We start from the raw sequence: 19,387 nt of genomic DNA on the forward strand, positions 1-19,387 counted from the left end.
TTGTGACGCGGACTCAGCGTTGCGTCACAAGATTTTCGGCCCCGCGTTCGCGCACCCAGAACAACGTCGCTCCGGCCACGGCGGCAGGCATCATCAGGATGTTGACCACCGGAATCAGCAGCGCCAGGTAGACGATCCCGCCGAAGCTCATGCTCTGCCAGCGCTTCTGGCGCAGCCAGGCGAGCATCTCATTCCAGCCCAGTTTGTGGTTGTCGGCCGGGTAGTCGATGTACTGGATCGCCATCATCCATACGCCGAACAGCAGCCACAGCGGCGCGGCGATAATGTTCACCATCGGGATGAACGACAGGATGAACAGGCCGATCGCCCGGGGCAGGAAGTAACCGAGCTTGCGCATTTCCCGGGCCAGGGTGCGCGGGATCATGGCGATCAGTTCGCCCCAGCTGAAGGCCGGGAAGTCGTCGGTGCCGCGCACCACCACTTCAACCTTTTCCGCGAGGAAGCCGTTGAACGGCGCCGCGATGACGTTGGCCAGCAGGGTGAAGGTGAAGAACACCATCAACGCCACCAGCACCACGAACAGCGGCCACAGGATGTAACTGAGAAAACTCAGCCAGTCGGGGAGCGATGGCATCAGGGAGTCGACCCACAGGCTGAACTGGTGTCCGGCGAAATAGATCAATCCGACGAACAGCACCAGGTTGATGGCCAGCGGCAGCAGCACGAACAGGCGCAGGCCCGGGCTCAAGACCAGTTTGAGGCCTTCGCGCAGGTATTGCGGGCCGGACAGAACAGGGGCGGGCATAAGGTGCTCCGAGCAAGGGAAAACGCGCCGACCTTACCGACTTTGCAGAACCTGTGAAAGCGCGGCAGCGGGATCGACATTCACTGTAACAAAGACGTCCATCTCGTCAGTGTGTCGGCATAGAGACCACCTATGAGCTGGATTGTTAAACCGTATTTCCTTAATCTTGCCCCCCTCGATACGCTGCACCCAACTTTTTACAGGACTGTCGAGCTCACGCCTTCCCCAAGGTTATCCACAGTCCTTTTTTATTCTCGCCGGCAGTCCGGCGTCCGCGCCTGATGTATCGGCCGGTCAACAGGAGACAGGTTCATGTCTGAAGTCCGTCATTCGCGAGTGATCATTCTCGGTTCCGGCCCTGCCGGTTACAGCGCTGCTGTCTACGCTGCCCGTGCCAACCTCAAGCCGCTGCTGATCACCGGCATGCAGGCCGGCGGTCAACTGACCACCACCACCGAAGTCGACAACTGGCCGGGCGACGTCCACGGTCTGACCGGTCCGGTGCTGATGGAGCGCATGCGCGAGCACGCCGAGCGTTTTGAAACCGAGATCGTCTTCGATCACATCAACGCCGTGGACTTCGCTTCCAAGCCATACAGCCTGACCGGCGACAGCGGCACTTACACCTGCGACGCCCTGATCATCGCCACGGGCGCCAGCGCTCGTTACCTGGGCCTGCCGTCGGAAGAAGCGTTCATGGGCAAAGGTGTTTCGGCCTGCGCGACCTGCGACGGTTTCTTCTATCGCAACAAGCCGGTGGCCGTGGTCGGTGGCGGCAACACCGCTGTTGAAGAAGCGCTGTACCTGGCCAACATCGCCAGCAAGGTCACCCTGATCCACCGTCGCGAAACCTTCCGCGCCGAGAAGATCCTGATCGACAAGCTCAACGCTCGTGTGGCCGAAGGCAAGATCGAGCTGAAACTGAACGCGACCCTGGACGAAGTGCTGGGCGACAACATGGGCGTGACCGGTGCGCGTCTGAAGAACAACGACGGCAGCTTCGACGAAATCAAGGTCGACGGCGTGTTCATCGCCATCGGCCATACCCCGAACACCTCGCTGTTCGAAGGTCAGTTGGAGCTGAAGGACGGCTATCTGGTCGTTCAGGGTGGCCGTGAAGGCAACGCCACCGCGACCAGCGTCGAAGGCATCTTCGCTGCCGGTGACGTGGCCGACCACGTTTACCGTCAGGCCATCACCTCGGCCGGCGCCGGCTGCATGGCGGCACTGGACACCGAGCGTTACCTGGACGGTCTGCAGAACGCTTCGTTCTAAGAACGCAGGCATGAAAAAACCGGCCAATTGGCCGGTTTTTTCATGCCTGCGATTCGCTCTAAATCAGCGGCGGGTCAGCGGCTGCGCGGTGAATTTCACGCCTGCCAGACCGTGGGCGATCAAGGCGCGGATATTGCCGTGATCGCTGCCTTCAGGCGTTGCCACGACCGAGCGGTAGTGTTCGCCGAACGCCAGCAGCGCTTCCTCATCGCTCAGGCCTTCCAACAGCGCCAGACCCAGGGTCTTGCACGAACCTTCGTTCTGCCCGGCCGCGTTTTCCACGCCGCCGTTGTTGAACGCCTGAGGCTGGTAGTCGTAACCGGCGGCGATGAAGGACAGGGTGTCGGCAAAAACGTGTTCGCCGCTCTTGAGGCTGGCGCGCAGGGTGTTCAGATCACTCATGGGGTTTTCCTTTGGCGAACGCCGCTTGTTGTTCGGCGCTGGCTTCTTGCTGATATTGGGCTTTCCAGTCGGCGTACGGCATGCCGTAAACCACTTCGCGAGCTTCGTCGAGGCTGACCTCGATCTGGCGCTCGTCGGCGGCAGCCTTGTACCACTTGGACAGGCAGTTGCGGCAGAACCCGGAAAGGTTCATCAGGTCGATGTTCTGCACGTCCTTGCGGCTGTCCAGGTGGGCGACCAGCCGGCGGAAGGCGGCGGCTTCGAGTTCGAGGCGTTGTTGCTCGGTCATGATGGGCTCTGTGCAGTCAAATCGTGGCGCGGATGATAAAAGTCTGACGCCCGGAGCGCCAGACGCACTCAGCGGCTGGCGGCGAGGGTGATCGACACCGACTCGGCAAAACGCAACGCGTGAGGCTTGTCGACCTCGACCTCGGCGTAGAGCACCGATTCATTGGCCATTACCAGATCCAGCAGCTCCTGGGTCAGGCGTTCGAGCAGCGCGAAGCGATTGCCCTCCACATGGGCGATGATCGCCTTGGTGATGGTGCGGTAGTTCAGCGCGTGGTCGATGTCGTTGTCACGCACCGCTTCCTGCGCGGCGTACAGGATGGTCAGATTGATCAGCACATCCTGCTTGTTGAGGATTTCGTCCTCGTTGATCCCGATAAAGGTGCGCAGGCGCAGATCCTTGACCCGGATGCGCGCCATTCCCGGTTGAAGTTGTGGCATTTACTTGCTCCGTCCAATCAATTGCAGGAACTCCTGGCGGGTGTTGCTCGACTCGCGGAAGGCGCCGAGCATGACCGAGGTGTTCATGGTCGAATTCTGTTTCTCGACACCGCGCATCATCATGCACATGTGCCGGGCTTCGATCACCACCGCGACACCGGCGGCGTCGGTGACTTGCTGGACCGCCTCGGCGATCTGCCGGGTGAGGTTTTCCTGGATCTGCAGGCGGCGGGCGAACATGTCCACCAGACGCGCGATCTTCGACAGTCCCAGTACCTTGCCTGTCGGAATATAAGCCACATGGGCCTTGCCGATGAAGGGCAGCAGGTGATGTTCGCACAACGAGTACAACTCGATGTCGGCGACGATGATCATCTCGTCGCTGTCGGAAGCGAACAGTGCACCATTGACGATCTCGTCGACACTTTGCCCATAGCCGTGACACAGATACTGCATGGCCTTGGCCGCGCGCGCCGGTGTGTCGAGCAAGCCTTCGCGGTCGGGATCTTCACCGAGGCCGATCAGGATCTCGCGGTAGTTTTCGGGCAGTGAACGGCTCATGGAGCATCCTCGCGGGGGCGTATTACTTGACGTGTCGCCCGCCGTTGACGGTCAGGGTGGTGCCGGTCACATAGGGGTTGTCGAGCAGGTAGCGCAGGCTCTGATAGATCACTTCGCTGCCGGGCTCGATGCCCAGCGCGGACTTGGCCAGCGCCTTGGCGCGGTACGCTGCGTCATCATCGGGATTGAACAATAGCAGGGCCGGGGCAATGCCGTTGACCTTGATTGATGGGGCGTAGCGCGCAGCGAAGGATAGCGTGAGGCTGTCGAGCCCGGCCTTGCTGGCGCAGTAACCGATGTGTCTGCTGCTGCCCTTGCGCGTGACGTCGTCGCTGATGTGGATGATGTCGGCGGGGCTCGAACGTTGCAGCAGATTGGCGCAATGCAGATTGATCAGGTACGGCGCCAGCATGTGGATGTTGAGCATGCGGGTGAAGGCTTCGGCTTCACCGTCCTCGTTTTCCGCCAGCCATTCGGAGGCGTTGTGGACGATGGCCCGCAGGCTGTCGGTGTGGGTTTTCAGTTCGGCGATAAACGCCAGGATGGAGGCTTCACTGGAAAAGTCCGCGAACAAGGCGATGGCGCCCAGATCCCTCAGCATCTTCACGCCCGGACGTTCGTTGCGGTAAGTGAAGATGACGCGGTGGCCGTCCTCCAGCAAACGCTGCGCACAATGCAGCCCGACGCGCTGGCCGGCGCCAGTGATAAGAATGGGAGCGGCGGAAGTGGTCATGAACGGCTCGCGTCGAAGTCTGAGCAAAAACTATAACAGCGACGCGAGCGATGGTTTCAGCGATTTTGCGTGGATGCCGCGTCAGGCAGTGGACGGGCCGGGGCGCTGTTGAGCCAGCCGGCCAGCAGACGCGTCGACAGCGGGATGAAGAAGTAGACCATCAGGGGTGTCAGGCACAGCGTGCTGGCGAACACGCGAGGCAGCAGGCTCATTTCACCGAGCAGCGGGCCCAGTACGAAGTTGAACAGCAGCGACACCGGGAAGAATGCCAGCCAGATTGCCACGGCCTGTTTCCAGCGCGGTGGGCGGACACCTGCTGCGCCGAACCAGCCCTCGATGCCGCTGACCCGATGTTCCTTCGGATGGGCGAACAGATCACTGCCACGGGACAGCCACGCGGTGCGCGATGCAGAATGCTCCCAGGCATGCAGAGTCTGTTCGTCGACAAAGCGGAAAATGATCTGGAATTCATTATCGCCGGGAGGTGGAGCCAGGACGCCGGACCCGAGATAGCCGGGAAAATCGGTGGCCAGTTGTTCGCCTTCGCGCAGCCAGGCGATCAGGTCCTGATAGCGGCCATCGGCGACGCGACGTGCAACCATCAGCGTGACGGGGGAAGTAGACATTGTGTATCTCCGTATTGCATTTGCGTCGCTCCGGGTAGGAACTTCGCCTGACGCAGCGCCGGGGTAGAGGGCTGCGCTTTTCGACAAGCAAGGATTATTCCTGATTATCGTGACAAAACCAGAGACTTTCGTCCCATTTCGTCGGTTGAACCGGGGAGGTGCATCCGGGGTAGAATGGGATCCAACTTCGCCACCAAGGAAGTGTCCGCCCCAATGCCTGTCATTACAGAAGTTCGTCCTGCTTCGCCGTTATCTGTTGCGCTGGAGCGCGAAGAACTTTTCCCGATACGTGAAGTGGCGCGTCTGACCGGGGTCAACCCTGTCACGTTGCGCGCATGGGAACGGCGCTATGGGTTGATCCAGCCAACACGCACCGAAAGTGGGCATCGGTTGTATTCGATGACCGATATCGAGCGTGTTCGCAGTATCGTCGACTGGATTGATCGTGGTGTGGCGGTGAGCAAGGTCGGCAAGATCCTGGCCAAGACCGAACCGATGAAAGTGCTGTCCCATCTCATCCCCGATGACCTGGTACAGGCGGACTACGTTCAGTGGCAGGAGCAGGTTCGGCAGGCAATCAGCTCATTCGACGATCAGTTGCTCGACCAGGTCTACGGCCAGATTTTCTCCTCCTATGCCTTGCCCGTGGTATTTCAGGACATCCTGATGCCGCTGTGGCTGCAACTGCTTCAGCGTCAGGACGCATTCGGGCAGACCAGTGAGTGGCTGTTCTTCGATGGTTTTCTGAGAGCGAAGGTGCTGCAGCGCATCGTTGTACTGCGCGGCTCGCAACCGCGCAAAGTGATCGTCAGCGCGCTGGCCGGTCAGTGTCGTGAGCTTGAATTGCTGGTGGCGGCGCTGTTTCTCAGCGGCAATGACGCAGGTGTTCGAGTGCTCACCACCGGCCAGCCGTTCGATGAGCTGACGCTGGTGTGCGAAAAGACCAGGCCCGAGGCGCTGGTGCTGTTTTCCAATCACGCGCCGACCGCAGAGCTGCCACGACGTCTGAATCGTCTGGCCTTGAGTCTTGATTGTCAGTTGATGCTGGCGGGCGATGCCGCCGATCTGGCGCAGGACAGCCTGGCCGGATCATCGGTGGGCTGTCTGGGCAATGAAGGATCGACCATGCGTCAGCGCATGAATCAGTTCCTCGCAGGCACGCTGGATACCTGAGACTCAGGCGTGCAGGGCAGGGTGGGTAAGACGATGCTGTTGCAGGATGAACTGGCGCAGACGTTCGGTTTCGTCGGCATCACTCTGACTCAAATCGTAGGCGAAGAAACCGCTTTCGGTTTCCCGTTCGAAAGTGCCGCGCAGGGAAATCCGCTCATAGCCTGAAGGGCTGAACCACAGGGCAAAATGCCGGGGCGGTTTGGTCTTGTTGCGCACTTCCAGCAACACGCCTTTGTGCGAAACCTCGTGAACCCACAACATGCCCGGTTGCCCTTTGGCATTCTCCAGGGCTACCGGTTCTTCCAGGGTCAGACGCCACGGGCGCACCATCGGCCCGTCTTCATAGATGCTCGGTACGCCCAGACGCAGATGCAGCGCGTGGAATTCGTCTTCCACCAGATGCAACGGAAAAGTCATCTGCTGGTTTTCGAAACTGGCCTGGATGGTGATCTGTTCGTGGGCCGCCAGTCGCGTGAGCAGGTCACGGATCTGCGAACCACCATTGACCAACAGGCTCGACGTCGCATCCCGCACATTGAGCTGCGGGTTGTGTTGCATGGTCTGGATGAAATCCAGCTCATCCTGGGTCAGGAGGGCGTCGCGTTGCATGGCTAGCTCGAAATAAATAATTACAAAGTCATTGGTGATTGTAGTTACTGACACTTAGTTCGCAGTTTTGTTTGCGCCGTTCGTCGCTTTCAGGGCGGCAAGCTCGGCTTCGAGTGCCGTGACCTGGGCCTCCAGCTGTGCAACCCGCTGCTGCGCCTTTACCTGAACGGTGACATCCTTCTGCACGCCAATAAAGTATGTCTGTCCGTCATCAGCGTTTTTTACCGTCGACAGCGACAGTTCGTTCCAGAACGGCGTGCCGTCCTTGCGATAGTTACGGATGATTTCCCGACACGAACCGTTGCTGTGCAAAGCTTCGCGAATCAGCGACAGATTTTCCTGGTTCCGGTCTCCGGCCTGCAGAAAACGGCAATCCTGATAGAGGATTTCCTCGCTGGTGTAGCCCGTCAGGCGCTCGAAAGCCGGGTTCACGTAAATCAGGATGTTGTCTTCCTTGCCTTCTCGCTCGGCCACCACGATTCCGTCGTTCGACGCATTGATCACCATTTGCAGCAGGCTGGCATTGATCATCTTTGAATCCCGTCAAGGTTGTCGGTGTCAGGCATTCTAGAAGATCAATCGGCGCTGTCTACTGGCCATCAATCGTATCGAGAGCCAATCGCAACATTGCAGCGGCGGCTGTTACTATCGCCGCTCTTTTTTTCAGTTTCAGGATCAGATTGATGAAAGTCGCCATCCTCTCCGGCTCGGTGTACGGCACGGCCGAAGAAGTCGCTCGCCACGCGCAAAGCCTGCTGAAAGCCGCCGGTTTTGAAACCTTCTACAACTCGCGCGCCAGCCTCGCCGATCTCCAGGCCTTTGGCCCTGACGCCTTGCTCGCCGTGACTTCGACTACAGGCATGGGCGAGTTGCCGGACAACCTGCAACCCCTGTACTCGACCCTCCGTGATCAGTTGCCCGCTGCGTGGCGTGGTCTGCCTGGCGCTGTGATCGCCTTGGGTGACGCCAGTTACGGCGACACCTTCTGCGGCGGCGGTGAGCAGATGCGTGAATTGTTTGGCGAACTGGGCGTACGGGAAGTGCAGGACATGCTGCGCATCGACGCCAGTGAAAGCGTCACTCCGGAAACCGACGCCGAGCCTTGGCTGGAACAGTTGATCGCCACCCTCAAGGGCTGATCCCACGCTCGCGCAACAGTGCGAGCCAGGCCTGCGCAGCCTTCGACAGATAGGCGCCCCGGCGCCAGATGAAGGCGATGTCCCAGCGTAAATAGTCCGGCGCGTTCAAGGTCAGGCGCACCACGCCTGGCCGCACCAGACCGCGGGCCACCACGCGGGGCAGCAGCACCACGCCTTGCCCGGCGGCAACCAGTGCCGCGAGAAAATCCGCCTGACCGCTGCGGCCACCTTCTTTCGGAGTGAAGCCCATCTGCTGGCACGCCTGAAGCAAACGATCGTTGAGCACGAAACTGCGCTGATATAAAAGGAACGGCGTCTCGGCCAACTCCTCCAGACCGATTTCGCCTTTTGCCGCCAGCGGGTGATCCACCGGAAGCAGCGCATCCAGCGGTTCATCACAGAACGGCTGAAAGTCGAACTGCGGATCTTTCGGCAGCAGGCTGCCACCCAACTCCAGCTCCCCACTGAGCACCGCCTGTTCGATATTACGGCTGCCGCCTTCAAGCAACTGCACGCTGATGTTCGGGTAGCGCCGGCGGTATTCGGCGAACAGCCCGGCAAACAACGCATCGCTGCCCAGCAAGGGCAAACCCAGGCGCAACTCGCCACGCGCCAGATGGCTGAGATCGTCCAGTTCCGTGAGCAATTCATCACGCAGGCGCAGCATGCCTTCGGCCCGTTGCAGCACCACACTGCCGGCGGCGGTCAGGCGTATCTGCGAGCCCAGGCGATCGAGCAGCGGCGTGCCGAGGCTCTGTTCGAGCTGGGCGATCTGCTTGCTCACGGCGGACTGACTGATGTGCAAAGTTTTCGCGGCTTGGGTGAAACCGCCCTGATGCATGACTTCGACGAAGCTTTTGAGCTGTTTGAATTCCATGGCCTGATTCCTGATTGGAATGGCTTTGAGTCTAACAATTCGCTTCGGAGATGGCAGTCGGGTTCGTAAAATAGGCACCTGACAAGGAGCCCACCTATGAAAGCCACGACCCTCAAATATCTCTCTCGCCTGCTGGCCGAACTGGCCATGCTACTGGGGCTCTATCTGCTCGGCTGCCAGTTGGCCGCATGGCTGGCATGGCCGATCCCCGGCGGCGTGATCGGCATGGCGTTGCTGCTGTTGGCTTTTGCGTTCGGCTGGATCAAGCCGGCGGCGCTGCAAATGGGCGCAGGACTGTTGATGGCCGAGATGCTGCTGTTCTTCATTCCGGCGCTGATGAGCCTGCTGGATTACGGCGCCTTGCTGCGTGATGACGGCTGGCGGATTCTGCTGGTGATCGCGGCGAGCACGCTTATGGTGATGCTGGTGACGGCGTTCACCGTTGAACTGGCCGTGCGCCTGAGGCGGTCCCATGAAGCTTGAGCTGATGCCGATGTTCTGGCTGGCGTTCACCTTGCTGGCCTATCTGCTCAGTCGCTGGCTGTATCGCCGTACCGGGCGTTACGTGCTGTCGCCGCTGATTCTGGTCCCCGCCTTGCTGTTGGCGCTCGCAGTGCCGATGCACACGGCTTATGCCGAGTACTCCAGCAACACCCACTGGCTGATGCTGGTACTCGGCCCGGTCACCGTCGCGTTTGCAGTGCCGATCTGGCAACAGCGACGGTTGCTGGTCCGGCACTGGTCGGCGTTGCTGCTGGGCATGCTGGCCGGCAGTGCTGCATCGATTGCTACCTCGTTCGGTCTGGCCAGAGCTTTGGCGCTGGACAGCTCGGTGACGCTGTCGCTGGTGCCACGCTCGATCACCACGCCGTTTGCCATGCCGCTGGCGCAGGACCTGGGTGGCGTGCCCGAGCTGACAGCGGTGTTCGTGATGGTCACCGGGGTGTTCGGCGCGATGCTGGGCGGGGTGCTGCTCAAATGGCTGCCACTGCGCAGCGCCCTGGCACGTGGCGCGTTGTTTGGTGTCGGCGCCCATGGCGCGGGCGTCAGTCGCGCCCATGAAGTGGGTGGCGAAGAAGGCTCGGTTGCAGGGCTGGTCATGGTGCTCACCGGACTGCTCAATCTGTTCGCCGCCCCATTGTTGGCGTCGTTGCTTTGACATGGATCCAAGCGGTTTGCGCCGCTGACTCGCACAGTCATCAAGCTGGCTGCCAATGCAACTACGCGAAACCCCGGGGCTGACTAGACTGCTGACACCTGCCGAAAAAAACAAAAACAGAGGTGCATACAGTGAGCGTAGCCCCCGTCTCTTCTTCCTTGAGTGTCAAAGACCAGGTCAGTGCCGCGGAGTGGCAGACCCGGGTCGATCTGGCCGCCTGCTATCGACTGGTCGCCCTGCATGGCTGGGACGATCTGATCTTCACCCACATTTCGGCCAAGGTGCCCGGCACCGAAGATTTCCTGATCAACCCGTTCGGAATGATGTTCCATGAGATCACGGCCTCGAGCCTGGTGAAGGTCGACCAGGCCGGCAACAAACTCATGGACAGCCCTTACGAAATCAATCCCGCCGGCTACACCATCCACAGCGCCGTGCACGAAGTGCGGCACGACGTAGCCTGCGTGCTGCACACCCACACCGCTTCTGGTGTCGCGGTGTCGGCGCAGAAGCAGGGCGTGTTGCCGATCAGTCAGCAATCGTTGTTCGTGCTCTCGAGCCTGGCCTTTCATGCGTATGAAGGTGTGGCCCTGAATCATGAAGAGAAAGCGCGGTTGCAGGCCGATCTTGGTGACTGCAATTTTCTGATGTTGCACAACCACGGTCTGCTGACCTGTGGCGGCACCATCGCCGACACGTTCCTGATGATGTTCACCTTTCAGCGCGCCTGCGACATCCAGGTCATGGCGCAGACCGGCGGTGCCGAACTGATCGCCATCGAACCGCAGATACTGGCAGGCGCCAAGGCGATGATCGCCGGCGTCACCAAAAGTGCTCAAGGCATGGGTGGCGCGCTGGCCTGGCCGGCGCTGCTGCGCAAACTCGATAAACAAGACCCGGGGTATAGACTCTAATGCCTCTCGCCGAGATCCCTCTGAGTGTCTGGCGCAAACGCGGCCAGACGTTTGTCTTCCATGGTCAGCCGATCCGCTACTGGACGGCCGGGCAGGGCGAACCGCTGCTGCTGATCCATGGCTTTCCGACGGCCAGTTGGGACTGGCACTACCTTTGGCAGCCGCTGGCCCAGCGCTTTCGGGTAATCGCCTGCGACATGCTCGGCTTCGGCGACTCGGCCAAACCGCTGAACCACACCTACAGCCTGCTGGAGCAGGCCGATCTGCAACAGGCCTTGCTGGCGCATCTGCAGGTCGAACAACCGGTGCACATTCTGGCCCACGATTACGGCGACAGCGTTGCCCAGGAGCTGCTGGCCCGGCATTACGAAGAGAAGATCGACGTCGCCAGTTGCGTGTTCCTCAATGGCGGGCTGTTCCCGGAAACCCATCGGCCACTGCTGGCGCAAAAACTGTTGCTCAGCCCGTTGGGCTGGATGATCGGCCGCGCGTTTACCCGCGATGCGCTGGTGAAAAGCTTCCGGCAGATCTTCGGTCCGGACACCCGGCCCAGTGAAAGTGAAATGGATGATTTCTGGAGCCTGATCGAGTGCAACCGCGGGCCGCGAATCATGCACAAGCTGATCACCTACATTCCCGAACGCAGGGTGCAGCGTGATCGTTGGGTCGCGGCGATGCAGCGCGGCGAGGTGCCGTTGCGGGTGATCGATGGCGAGGTCGATCCGATCTCCGGCGCGCACATGGTCGAGCGTTATCGCGAGTTGATACCCGACGCGGACACCGTGCTGTTGCCCGGCATCGGTCATTACCCGCAAAGTGAAGCGCCGGTGCAGGTGCTCAAGCACTACCTCGAATTTCGCGATCACTTCGTGTTGCCGCCGCGCAAGGTGGCGTGCTCTTGAGTGAGTGCCGTAGGCGCCTGGCGCCTCGGCACGTTTTCATCATCCCCCAGCCTTATCGCGCACCATTCAGCCCCAGCCGTGTTCGTTGTGACCGAGCGCGTCGTGCCTGACACTCGGGGACACTGTCCCTCAGGCCTGCTGGAGTTGCCCCGATGAATGAGTCTGTGCGTTTCGAAGATAAAGTCGTGATCGTCACCGGAGCCGGTGGTGGCCTGGGGCGCGCTCATGCCTTGCTGTTCGCCAAGCAGGGCGCCAGGGTGCTGGTCAACGACCTTGGCGGCTCGACCCAGGGCGAAGGCGCCAACGCTTCGGCCGCCGACCGGGTGGTGGCGGAAATTCGCGAGGCCGGCGGCATTGCCGAAGCCAACCATGACTCGGTGACCGACGGCGACAAACTGGTGCAGAACGCTCTCGATGTGTTCGGCCGCGTCGATGTGGTGGTCAACAACGCCGGGATCCTGCGCGACAAGACCTTCCACAAAATGGAAGACGCCGACTGGGATCTGGTCTATCGCGTCCACGTCGAAGGCGCCTACAAGGTGACGCGCGCCGCATGGCCGCACCTGCGTGAGCAAAACTACGGGCGAGTGATCTTCACCGCATCGACCTCGGGCATCTACGGCAACTTCGGCCAGTCCAACTACGGCATGGCCAAACTCGGTCTTTACGGCCTGACCCGCACCCTGGCCATCGAAGGTCGCAAGAACAACATCCTGGTCAACGCCATCGCTCCCACCGGCGGCACGCGCATGACCGAAGGCCTGATCCCGCCGCAAGTGTTCGAGCAACTCAAACCGGAACTGGTCAGCCCGCTGGTGGTGTATCTGGCCAGCGAACAATGCCAGGAAACCTCGGGCCTGTTCGAAGTCGGTGGCGGCTGGATGGGCAAGGTGCGCTGGGAGCGCAGTCTGGGCGCCGGGTTCGATCCGCGCGTGGGGTTTTCACCGGAAGATGTCGCGGCGCACTGGCAGCAGATTTGTGATTTCGAAGGGGCGGCGCATCCGAAGGACAATATCGAAGCGCTGAAAGAAATGATGGCGAATCTGCAGAAACATTCGCTCTGACGCCTTTGAGTCGTCTGGCAGGACTCGTCCGAGTCCTGCCGTTCCCGCCGAATATCCCCGCCTTGGCGTTCCTGCAAAAAACACCGCCCATAAAAAAGGCCGCTGCAAACGCAGCGGCCAAGGTAAGACGTTGGATCAAGGAGCTACAAATCAACGTCAGTGAACACCTGGGCGATGGAGCGAAAAACGCTTCAATCCATCAGAAATCGGTTGCCGACGACTCGGTCGTGGACTTCGTGCTTGGCGGCGCCGTGCCGTTAAAGCCCGCTCAGAATAAGCGTCCGGGGCCCAAGGAAAAATAGCGATTCCGGACATGCACTGTTACCGGGCATGCAACAGTGTGCGGGTGCAGTGACGCCATCATGCGTTCCATTGATCGCAGGTCATCCAGCCGGTTCATGGGCGGCGCAAAGCCTTGCTGCAGGCGGCGATTCATCCTTTCGAGCGACAGCGCGAATACCTCCTTGGTGCGCTTATCGTCCCCGTGTGGCGGCAGTAGGGTGGGGCCTCCTGTCACTCACCGGGGAAGACGCATGACAAAAACAACAATGCGCGCCATCTTCAAACCGCAGGCACTGGCGGCTGCGGTCGCCTTGGGCTGTTGCGCCCAGGCCCATGCGGTCGATTTCAACATCGGCGAAATCGAAGGCACATTCGACTCATCACTCTCGGTCGGCGCGAGCTGGGGCATGCGTGATGCGGACAAGTCGCTGGTCGGCACGGTCAATGGCGGTACGGGCCAGTCTTCGACCGGTGATGACGGGCGCTTGAACTTCAAGAAGGGCGAGACCTTTTCCAAGATCTTCAAAGGCATTCACGACCTTGAGCTCAAGTACGGTGACACCGGTGTGTTCGTGCGCGGCAAATACTGGTACGACTTCGAACTCAAGGACGAAGACCGCGAGTTCAAACCCATCAGCGACAAGGGCCGCAAGGAGGGCGCCAAGTCTTCCGGCGGGCAGATTCTCGATGCGTTCGTCTATCACAACTACTCCATCGCCGATCTGCCGGGCACCGTGCGCGCCGGCAAGCAGGTGGTGAGCTGGGGCGAAAGTACCTTCATCGGCAACTCGATCAACAGCATCAACCCGATCGACGTCTCGGCATTTCGCCGGCCCGGCGCGGAGATCAAGGAAGGCCTGATTCCGGTGAACATGCTGTTCGGCTCGCAAAGCCTGACGGACAAACTCTCGGTCGAGGGCTTCTATCAACTGGAATGGGACCAGACCGTTCTCGACAACTGCGGCACCTTCTTCGGTGTCGACGTGGCGGCGGACGGTTGCAACAACGGTTACACCGTCGGCAGTCCCGCGATTGCACCGCTGGCGCCGTTGGCCGCTGCCTTCGGGCAACCCATCCAGGTCACTCGCGAAGGCGTGGTCGTGCCCCGTGGCGGTGACCGAGATGCGCGGGATTCCGGGCAATGGGGTACGGCGTTGCGCTGGCTCGGCGACGATACCGAATATGGCCTGTACTTCATCAATTACCACAGCCGTACGCCCACGGTCGGCACCACCACAGCCGGGTTGTCGACCCTGGCGGCACTCCCGGGGATGGTCAGTACCGCCAATCGCCTTGCACCCGGCAGCGGGTCCGGGCTGGCGCAAAGCGTGATGCTCGGGCGCGGTCAGTACTACCTCGAATACCCGGAAGACATCCGTCTGTATGGCGCGAGTTTCGCCACCACACTGCCCACCGGCACCGCATGGACCGGCGAGCTCAGCTACCGGCCCAATGCTCCGGTGCAGGTCAACACAAACGACCTGACTCTGGCCTTGCTCAATCCGATCGCCGGCGGCGCGGCGTCGCCGCTGACCACGTCGCCAGGCGCCGACAACAAAGGCTATCGGCGCAAGGAAGTGACGCAACTGCAGAGCACCCTCACGCACTTCTTCGATCAGGTGCTGGGCGCCGAACGCCTGACCGTGGTCGGCGAGGCTGCGGTGGTGCGGGTCGGCGGACTGGAGTCGCGCAGCAAGCTGCGTTACGGCCGCGACTCGGTGTACGGCCAGTACGGTTTCGGTGGTGACACCGGCGGCTTCGTTACTTCGACTTCGTGGGGCTATCGCGCCCGGGCCATCCTCGACTACGCCAACGTGATCGGCGGGATCAACCTCAAGCCCAACCTGTCCTGGTCCCACGACGTCTCCGGTTACGGGCCCAACGGTTTGTTCAACGAAGGCGCCAAGGCCATCAGCGTCGGCGTCGATGCCGACTACCGCAACACCTACACCGCCAGCCTCAGTTACACCGATTTTTTTGGCGGCGATTACAACGTCCTCACTGACCGTGACTTCGTGGCCCTGAGCTTCGGCGTGAACTTCTGATCTGCCCGAGAAGGATGAAATCCATGCGCAAGATGATTCTGCAATGCGGTGTCCTGGCCCTGAGCCTGCTGGCTGCCAACGTGATTGCGGCGGTGTCGCCGCAAGAGGCCGACAAGCTCGGCACCAGCCTGACGCCACTCGGCGCCGAGAAGGCCGGTAACGCCGATGGCTCGATTCCGGCCTGGACCGGCGGCATTCCGAAGAATGCCGGGGCGGTGGACAGCAAGGGCTTTCTGGCTGACCCGTTCGCCAATGAAAAGCCGCTGTTCACCATCACCGCCGCCAACGTCGATCAGTACAAGGACAAGCTGTCCGAGGGACAGGTGGCGATGTTCAAACGCTATCCGCAAACCTACAAAATTCCGGTCTACCCAACACACCGCACCGTCGCCGTGCCGCCGGAAATCTACGAATCGGCCAAGCGCAGCGCGTTGAACGTGACCACGATCAATGACGGCAACGGCCTGGCCAATTTCACCGGCAATCGCTACTACGCCTTCCCGATTCCGAAGAACGGCGTCGAGGTGTTGTGGAACCACATCACGCGTTATCACGGTGGCAATCTGCGACGGATCATCACTCAGGTGACACCGCAGACCAATGGCAGCTACACGCCGATCCGCTTCGAGGAAGAGATCGCCGTGCCGCAGTTGATGAAGGACCTGGACCCGCAGCAGGCGGCCAACGTACTGACCTTCTTCAAACAGTCGGTGACCGCCCCCGCACGCCTGGCCGGCAACGTGCTGCTGGTGCACGAAACCCTCGACCAGGTGAAGGAACCGCGTCTGGCGTGGATTTACAACGCCGGCCAGCGTCGGGTTCGCCGTGCGCCTCAAGTGGCGTATGACGGACCTGGTACCGCCGCCGATGGCCTGCGGACTTCGGATAACTTCGACATGTTCTCCGGCGCACCGGACCGTTATGACTGGAAGCTGATCGGCAAGAAGGAAATGTACATTCCGTACAACAGCTACAAGCTCGATTCGCCGAAGCTCAAGTACGACGACATCGTCAAGGCCGGGCACATCAATCAGGATCTGACCCGCTATGAATTGCACCGGGTCTGGGAGGTGATCGGCACGGTCAAGCCGAGCGAACGGCACATCTACGCCAAGCGCCACATGTACCTCGACGAGGACAGCTGGCAAGTGGCGCTGGCCGATCACTACGACGGTCGCGGGCAGCTGTGGCGGGTCGCCGAAGGGCATGCCCAGTACTACTACGATCACCAGACTCAGGCCTACACGCTGGAAGCGCTCTACGACATCATCGCCGGTCGCTACATCGCCCTCGGGATGAAGAACGAGGAGAAGCACAGCTTCGAATTCGGCTTCGAAGCCAAGGTCGCCGATTTCACGCCTTCAGCCCTGCGTGCCGAGGGCGTGCGCTAGGGTTTTCGATGCACCGGCAAGACAAAAGGCGACCGTGCGGTCGCCTTTTTTATGGGTCGCAATCAACGTACTGAATACTCGTCAACAAGCGTCGGGGAGAGGGCTAGGGTGAGCGTACAACGATAAAAAGGCGCAGCCGATGACCGCCATGACCCCCTGTCTGGATCGACCGGATTTTTTCCCGAGACTGTCTCCCCATCATTTGCCGCGTCCGCGCCTTTGCGAGGTGTTACTCGAGTCAATGGCCCGGGTCCGGTTGATCTGCGCGCCTCCCGGCAGTGGCAAGACTGCGCTGCTCACCGAATGCCTGCTGCAGGCGCCGGTCAATTGCACGGTCTGCTGGTTACCGATGGCGGGTGCCTCTCTGAACGTCGGTGAGTTCTGCGAGCGGCTCGGGCGCGCGATCGGGCTGGCGGTCGCGGATGAAGCGTCGCTGCTTCATGAGGTGGCACGGCGGTCTTCTGCAACCTGGGTGTTTATCGACGATTACTGCCGCAATCCGCAGCCGGCGCTGGACGCATTGCTCGACCGGCTGCTGGCGGTCAGCAGTCCCGCCCTGACGTGGTGGATCGGTACGCGGCGCCGTCCACCCTGCAACTGGCCGCGCCTGCTGCTTGATGACGCACTGTACGAATGTGAAGGCGCAACGCTGGCGTTGACCCAGAGCGAGATCGCCCAAGTGTTGCATCACTTGCCGCCAGCGCAGGCCGACAGCGTGGCTGCTCGTATTCATCAGCGCAGCGCAGGCTGGTGCGCCGGAGTGCGGATGCTGATGATGCAAAAATGCGACTGGTCGCAAAAGACCTGGCCGCAGCAGCGCATGGACACTTTGCTGGACTATCTGCAACACGAACTGTTCAGCAGCCTGAGTCCGGAACTGGCCGAAGCCTGGCGGGTGCTGGCGCATTTGCCGCGCTTCAATGCCAGCCTGTGCGATCACCTGTTCGGTGCCGGGGACGGGGCGCAATGGATGCGCAGTCTGCAAACCCTCGGGTGTTTCATCGAACCCTGGCATCAATCTCCGGACTGGTTGCAGGTATGTGCTCCACTGTCGCGCTTGATGCGTGATGAACCCTGGCCGGCCGGACGCTCCTGGCATCGCCGGGCCTGTCAGTGGTTTGCCGCCGGACAGCATTGGAAATGCGCCTTTGAGCAGGCGTTGCTGGCCGAGGAGTACGAGGTCGCGGTGAGCCTGTTGCAACACTTCAGTTTCGAGCATTTGTTCGAGGAGCAGACAGTCGTGCTGTTACTGCGTCTCTATGAACAACGCGGCGAAGAGCTGTTGCTCAGTTCGGCACAGCTGGTCGGGTTGATCACGGCAGCGCTGTTGTTCGCCGGACGATTTGCGCAGGCGGCGGATTGCATCGGGCAACTGTCGCGTTTTTTGCCGCCACCGTCGGCTGGCCAGCAACGGCAATTGATCGCGCGCTGGCAGGCTCAGCAAGGCTGGCTGTTGCATCTGCAAGGGCGGATGGAGGAGGCGCGTGATCACTTTGAGCAAGCCTTGAGCGATCTGTCGCCGAAGGCCTGGACTGCGCGTCTGCTGTGCCTCTCGGGACGTACACAGCAGGCGTTGCTGTGCGGTGAGCTGGAGTTGGCGCATTCGATCAATCGTGAAGCGCTGTGTCTGGCCCGGGCAGAGGGCTCATTGCTGTTCGAGGCGTTGCTGGAACTTGATCACGCCCAATTGCTGGAACAGCGAGGGGCGTCGGCCCGCGCCGAAGCATTGCTGGCCAATCTTTGCGAAATGCTCGCTTCGTCCGTCGAGCGACCGACGCCGCTGCTGGGGCGTATCGCCCTGCGCCGGGGGCAACTGGCACTGAGCATGGGGCAACAGGGGCGGGCGGCCGAGCTCTTTCAACTAGGGCTCGACGACTGCCTGCGAAGCTTTGACAAGCGCGTGCTTTACGGCTTTATCGGACAGGCGCAACTGGCCGCCAATCAGGGCGATTACGCTCAAGCCTTCATGCGACTGCGGGACGCCGAACGATTGATGCAACAGCGACAGATTCCGGACACGGTTTATCGCGGTGTTCTGTTGCAGGTCAGCAGCCAATTCTGGTTACAACAAGGGCGACCCGAACTGGCTCACGAGGCGTTGAGCCGGGTGCTCAGACATTATCGTGGCCCACGTGCTCGGCAGGCACCGCCGGCGACGCTGGAGCTGATTCCACGTATCGAATGTCTGCTGGTTTTGGCCGAGACCCGATTGGATCAAATGCAAGCGCCTCTGATTCGGCTGGGTGCCTTGCTGGCGTCGGCTCAGGCTCGCGGGCTGACCAGACTGGAGGCCGAGTTGCTATTGACGCTGACCGAAGTGGCGCTGGTCCTCGGCGAGCCGGCCCAGGCCAGAAAGTTCTTCGAACAGGGTTGCCAGATCATCAAGCGTTGCAACCTGCAGCAAATGTTGGCCGAGTTATATGCCCGATGCATGGAGATTCCCTTGCACTGGCGTGTTGTTGAAACAGCGGTACATGTGGAAGAACAAAGTACACCGCTCAATCCCCTCAGTCAGCGAGAACTTAAAGTTCTGGAGTTGATTGCGTCCGGCGATTCCAATCAGCAAATTGCCGAGAAGTTGTTCATTTCATTGCATACGGTTAAAACTCATGTTCGACGCATACATGGGAAGTTGGGGGTTGAACGCCGAACTCAGGCGGTGGCCAGGGCAAAGTTGCTGAATTTGTGTTGAGTGATTAAGGCTGGGTGTTGCTGTTCAGATATATTGAAATAACCAGTG

The 19,387-nt window shown here is 60.7% G+C and carries 22 protein-coding genes; 12 read left to right on the plus strand and 10 right to left on the minus strand.

Annotated elements, in window-relative coordinates:
* Window positions 1-13: 13 nt before the first annotated feature.
* On the minus strand, window positions 14-766 hold the full coding sequence (gene cysZ / locus J5M72_RS09115; protein ID WP_169428893.1) for a sulfate transporter CysZ: 753 nt from the start codon (window positions 764-766) through the stop codon (window positions 14-16).
* 312 nt (window positions 767-1,078) lie between these two features.
* Between cysZ and trxB the strand changes: the two genes are divergently transcribed.
* Window positions 1,079-2,041 (plus strand): thioredoxin-disulfide reductase, encoded by a 963-nt coding sequence (gene trxB / locus J5M72_RS09120; protein ID WP_039769336.1) that lies wholly within the window; start codon window positions 1,079-1,081, stop codon window positions 2,039-2,041.
* 63 nt (window positions 2,042-2,104) lie between these two features.
* Here the strand turns inward: trxB and J5M72_RS09125 are convergent, their stop codons facing one another.
* From J5M72_RS09125 to J5M72_RS09150, 6 genes are all read right to left on the minus strand, one after another.
* Window positions 2,105-2,443 (minus strand): HopJ type III effector protein, encoded by a 339-nt coding sequence (locus tag J5M72_RS09125; protein ID WP_207865254.1) that lies wholly within the window; start codon window positions 2,441-2,443, stop codon window positions 2,105-2,107.
* A complete protein-coding gene (locus tag J5M72_RS09130; RefSeq protein WP_207865256.1) occupies window positions 2,436-2,732 on the minus strand; it encodes a DUF1244 domain-containing protein in 297 nt (98 codons plus the stop codon). Before J5M72_RS09130 ends, J5M72_RS09125 begins: the two co-directional genes overlap by 8 nt.
* Before the next feature lie 68 nt (window positions 2,733-2,800).
* Complete coding sequence (folX, locus tag J5M72_RS09135) at window positions 2,801-3,172, minus strand: dihydroneopterin triphosphate 2'-epimerase (protein ID WP_007957207.1); 372 nt, start codon at window positions 3,170-3,172, stop codon at window positions 2,801-2,803.
* A complete protein-coding gene (gene folE / locus J5M72_RS09140) occupies window positions 3,173-3,733 on the minus strand; it encodes a GTP cyclohydrolase I FolE (RefSeq protein ID WP_207865258.1) in 561 nt (186 codons plus the stop codon). It abuts the gene before it with no gap.
* Window positions 3,734-3,755: 22 nt separating this feature from the next.
* Complete coding sequence (folM, locus tag J5M72_RS09145; protein WP_207865260.1) at window positions 3,756-4,466, minus strand: dihydromonapterin reductase; 711 nt, start codon at window positions 4,464-4,466, stop codon at window positions 3,756-3,758.
* A 56-nt stretch (window positions 4,467-4,522) separates the two neighbouring features.
* Window positions 4,523-5,092, minus strand: coding sequence for an antibiotic biosynthesis monooxygenase (locus J5M72_RS09150; protein ID WP_207865261.1), 570 nt, complete (start codon window positions 5,090-5,092; stop codon window positions 4,523-4,525).
* A 213-nt stretch (window positions 5,093-5,305) separates the two neighbouring features.
* Between J5M72_RS09150 and J5M72_RS09155 the strand changes: the two genes are divergently transcribed.
* Window positions 5,306-6,265, plus strand: a complete 960-nt coding sequence (locus J5M72_RS09155; protein ID WP_207865263.1) for a MerR family transcriptional regulator — start codon at window positions 5,306-5,308, stop codon at window positions 6,263-6,265.
* 3 nt (window positions 6,266-6,268) lie between these two features.
* On the opposite strand, the gene J5M72_RS09160 is transcribed toward J5M72_RS09155, so the two are convergent.
* Together J5M72_RS09160 and J5M72_RS09165 are read right to left on the minus strand one after the other, a co-directional pair.
* On the minus strand, window positions 6,269-6,874 hold the full coding sequence (locus tag J5M72_RS09160) for a hypothetical protein (RefSeq protein ID WP_207865265.1): 606 nt from the start codon (window positions 6,872-6,874) through the stop codon (window positions 6,269-6,271).
* A gap of 54 nt (window positions 6,875-6,928) precedes the next feature.
* Entirely contained in the window at window positions 6,929-7,405 is a 477-nt protein-coding gene (locus tag J5M72_RS09165; protein ID WP_207865267.1) for a PAS domain-containing protein, read from the minus strand.
* Window positions 7,406-7,557: 152 nt separating this feature from the next.
* Here J5M72_RS09165 and J5M72_RS09170 point away from each other — a divergent pair, with 152 nt between their 5' ends.
* Complete coding sequence (locus J5M72_RS09170) at window positions 7,558-8,013, plus strand: flavodoxin (protein WP_169428902.1); 456 nt, start codon at window positions 7,558-7,560, stop codon at window positions 8,011-8,013.
* On the opposite strand, the gene J5M72_RS09175 is transcribed toward J5M72_RS09170, so the two are convergent.
* Window positions 8,003-8,890: a LysR family transcriptional regulator gene (locus J5M72_RS09175; protein ID WP_207865269.1), complete on the minus strand. Its 888-nt coding sequence runs from the start codon at window positions 8,888-8,890 to the stop codon at window positions 8,003-8,005. The two genes, J5M72_RS09170 and J5M72_RS09175, sit on opposite strands and share 11 nt — an antisense overlap.
* Window positions 8,891-8,986: 96 nt before the next feature.
* Between J5M72_RS09175 and J5M72_RS09180 the strand changes: the two genes are divergently transcribed.
* From J5M72_RS09180 to J5M72_RS09220, 9 genes are all read left to right on the plus strand, one after another.
* Window positions 8,987-9,373, plus strand: coding sequence for a CidA/LrgA family protein (locus J5M72_RS09180; RefSeq protein WP_169428904.1), 387 nt, complete (start codon window positions 8,987-8,989; stop codon window positions 9,371-9,373).
* Window positions 9,363-10,049 carry an LrgB family protein gene (locus J5M72_RS09185; protein WP_207865271.1) on the plus strand — a complete coding sequence of 229 codons (687 nt, stop codon included), beginning with the start codon at window positions 9,363-9,365 and terminating at the stop codon, window positions 10,047-10,049. The genes J5M72_RS09180 and J5M72_RS09185 overlap by 11 nt, the downstream gene beginning before the upstream one ends.
* Window positions 10,050-10,180: 131 nt before the next feature.
* Entirely contained in the window at window positions 10,181-10,963 is a 783-nt protein-coding gene (locus J5M72_RS09190; RefSeq protein ID WP_169428906.1) for a class II aldolase/adducin family protein, read from the plus strand.
* The gene (locus J5M72_RS09195; RefSeq protein ID WP_207865273.1) at window positions 10,963-11,865 is read left to right on the plus strand and encodes an alpha/beta hydrolase; all 903 of its coding nucleotides are present in this window, start codon (window positions 10,963-10,965) and stop codon (window positions 11,863-11,865) included. Before J5M72_RS09190 ends, J5M72_RS09195 begins: the two co-directional genes overlap by 1 nt.
* A 152-nt stretch (window positions 11,866-12,017) precedes the next feature.
* A complete protein-coding gene (locus J5M72_RS09200) occupies window positions 12,018-12,929 on the plus strand; it encodes an SDR family oxidoreductase (protein ID WP_169428908.1) in 912 nt (303 codons plus the stop codon).
* Between the two features lie 62 nt (window positions 12,930-12,991).
* A complete protein-coding gene (locus J5M72_RS09205; protein ID WP_207865275.1) occupies window positions 12,992-13,231 on the plus strand; it encodes a hypothetical protein in 240 nt (79 codons plus the stop codon).
* Window positions 13,232-13,462: 231 nt separating this feature from the next.
* Window positions 13,463-15,256, plus strand: coding sequence for a DUF1302 domain-containing protein (locus J5M72_RS09210; RefSeq protein WP_207865277.1), 1,794 nt, complete (start codon window positions 13,463-13,465; stop codon window positions 15,254-15,256).
* Window positions 15,257-15,270: 14 nt separating this feature from the next.
* Window positions 15,271-16,647, plus strand: coding sequence for a DUF1329 domain-containing protein (locus J5M72_RS09215; protein ID WP_169428911.1), 1,377 nt, complete (start codon window positions 15,271-15,273; stop codon window positions 16,645-16,647).
* Between the two features lie 139 nt (window positions 16,648-16,786).
* Window positions 16,787-19,339: a LuxR C-terminal-related transcriptional regulator gene (locus J5M72_RS09220; RefSeq protein ID WP_207865279.1), complete on the plus strand. Its 2,553-nt coding sequence runs from the start codon at window positions 16,787-16,789 to the stop codon at window positions 19,337-19,339.
* Window positions 19,340-19,387 lie beyond the last annotated feature (48 nt).

The organism is Pseudomonas sp. 58(2021) (assembly GCF_017491585.1).
Classification (GTDB): Bacteria; Pseudomonadota; Gammaproteobacteria; order Pseudomonadales; family Pseudomonadaceae; genus Aquipseudomonas; species Aquipseudomonas fluorescens_BT.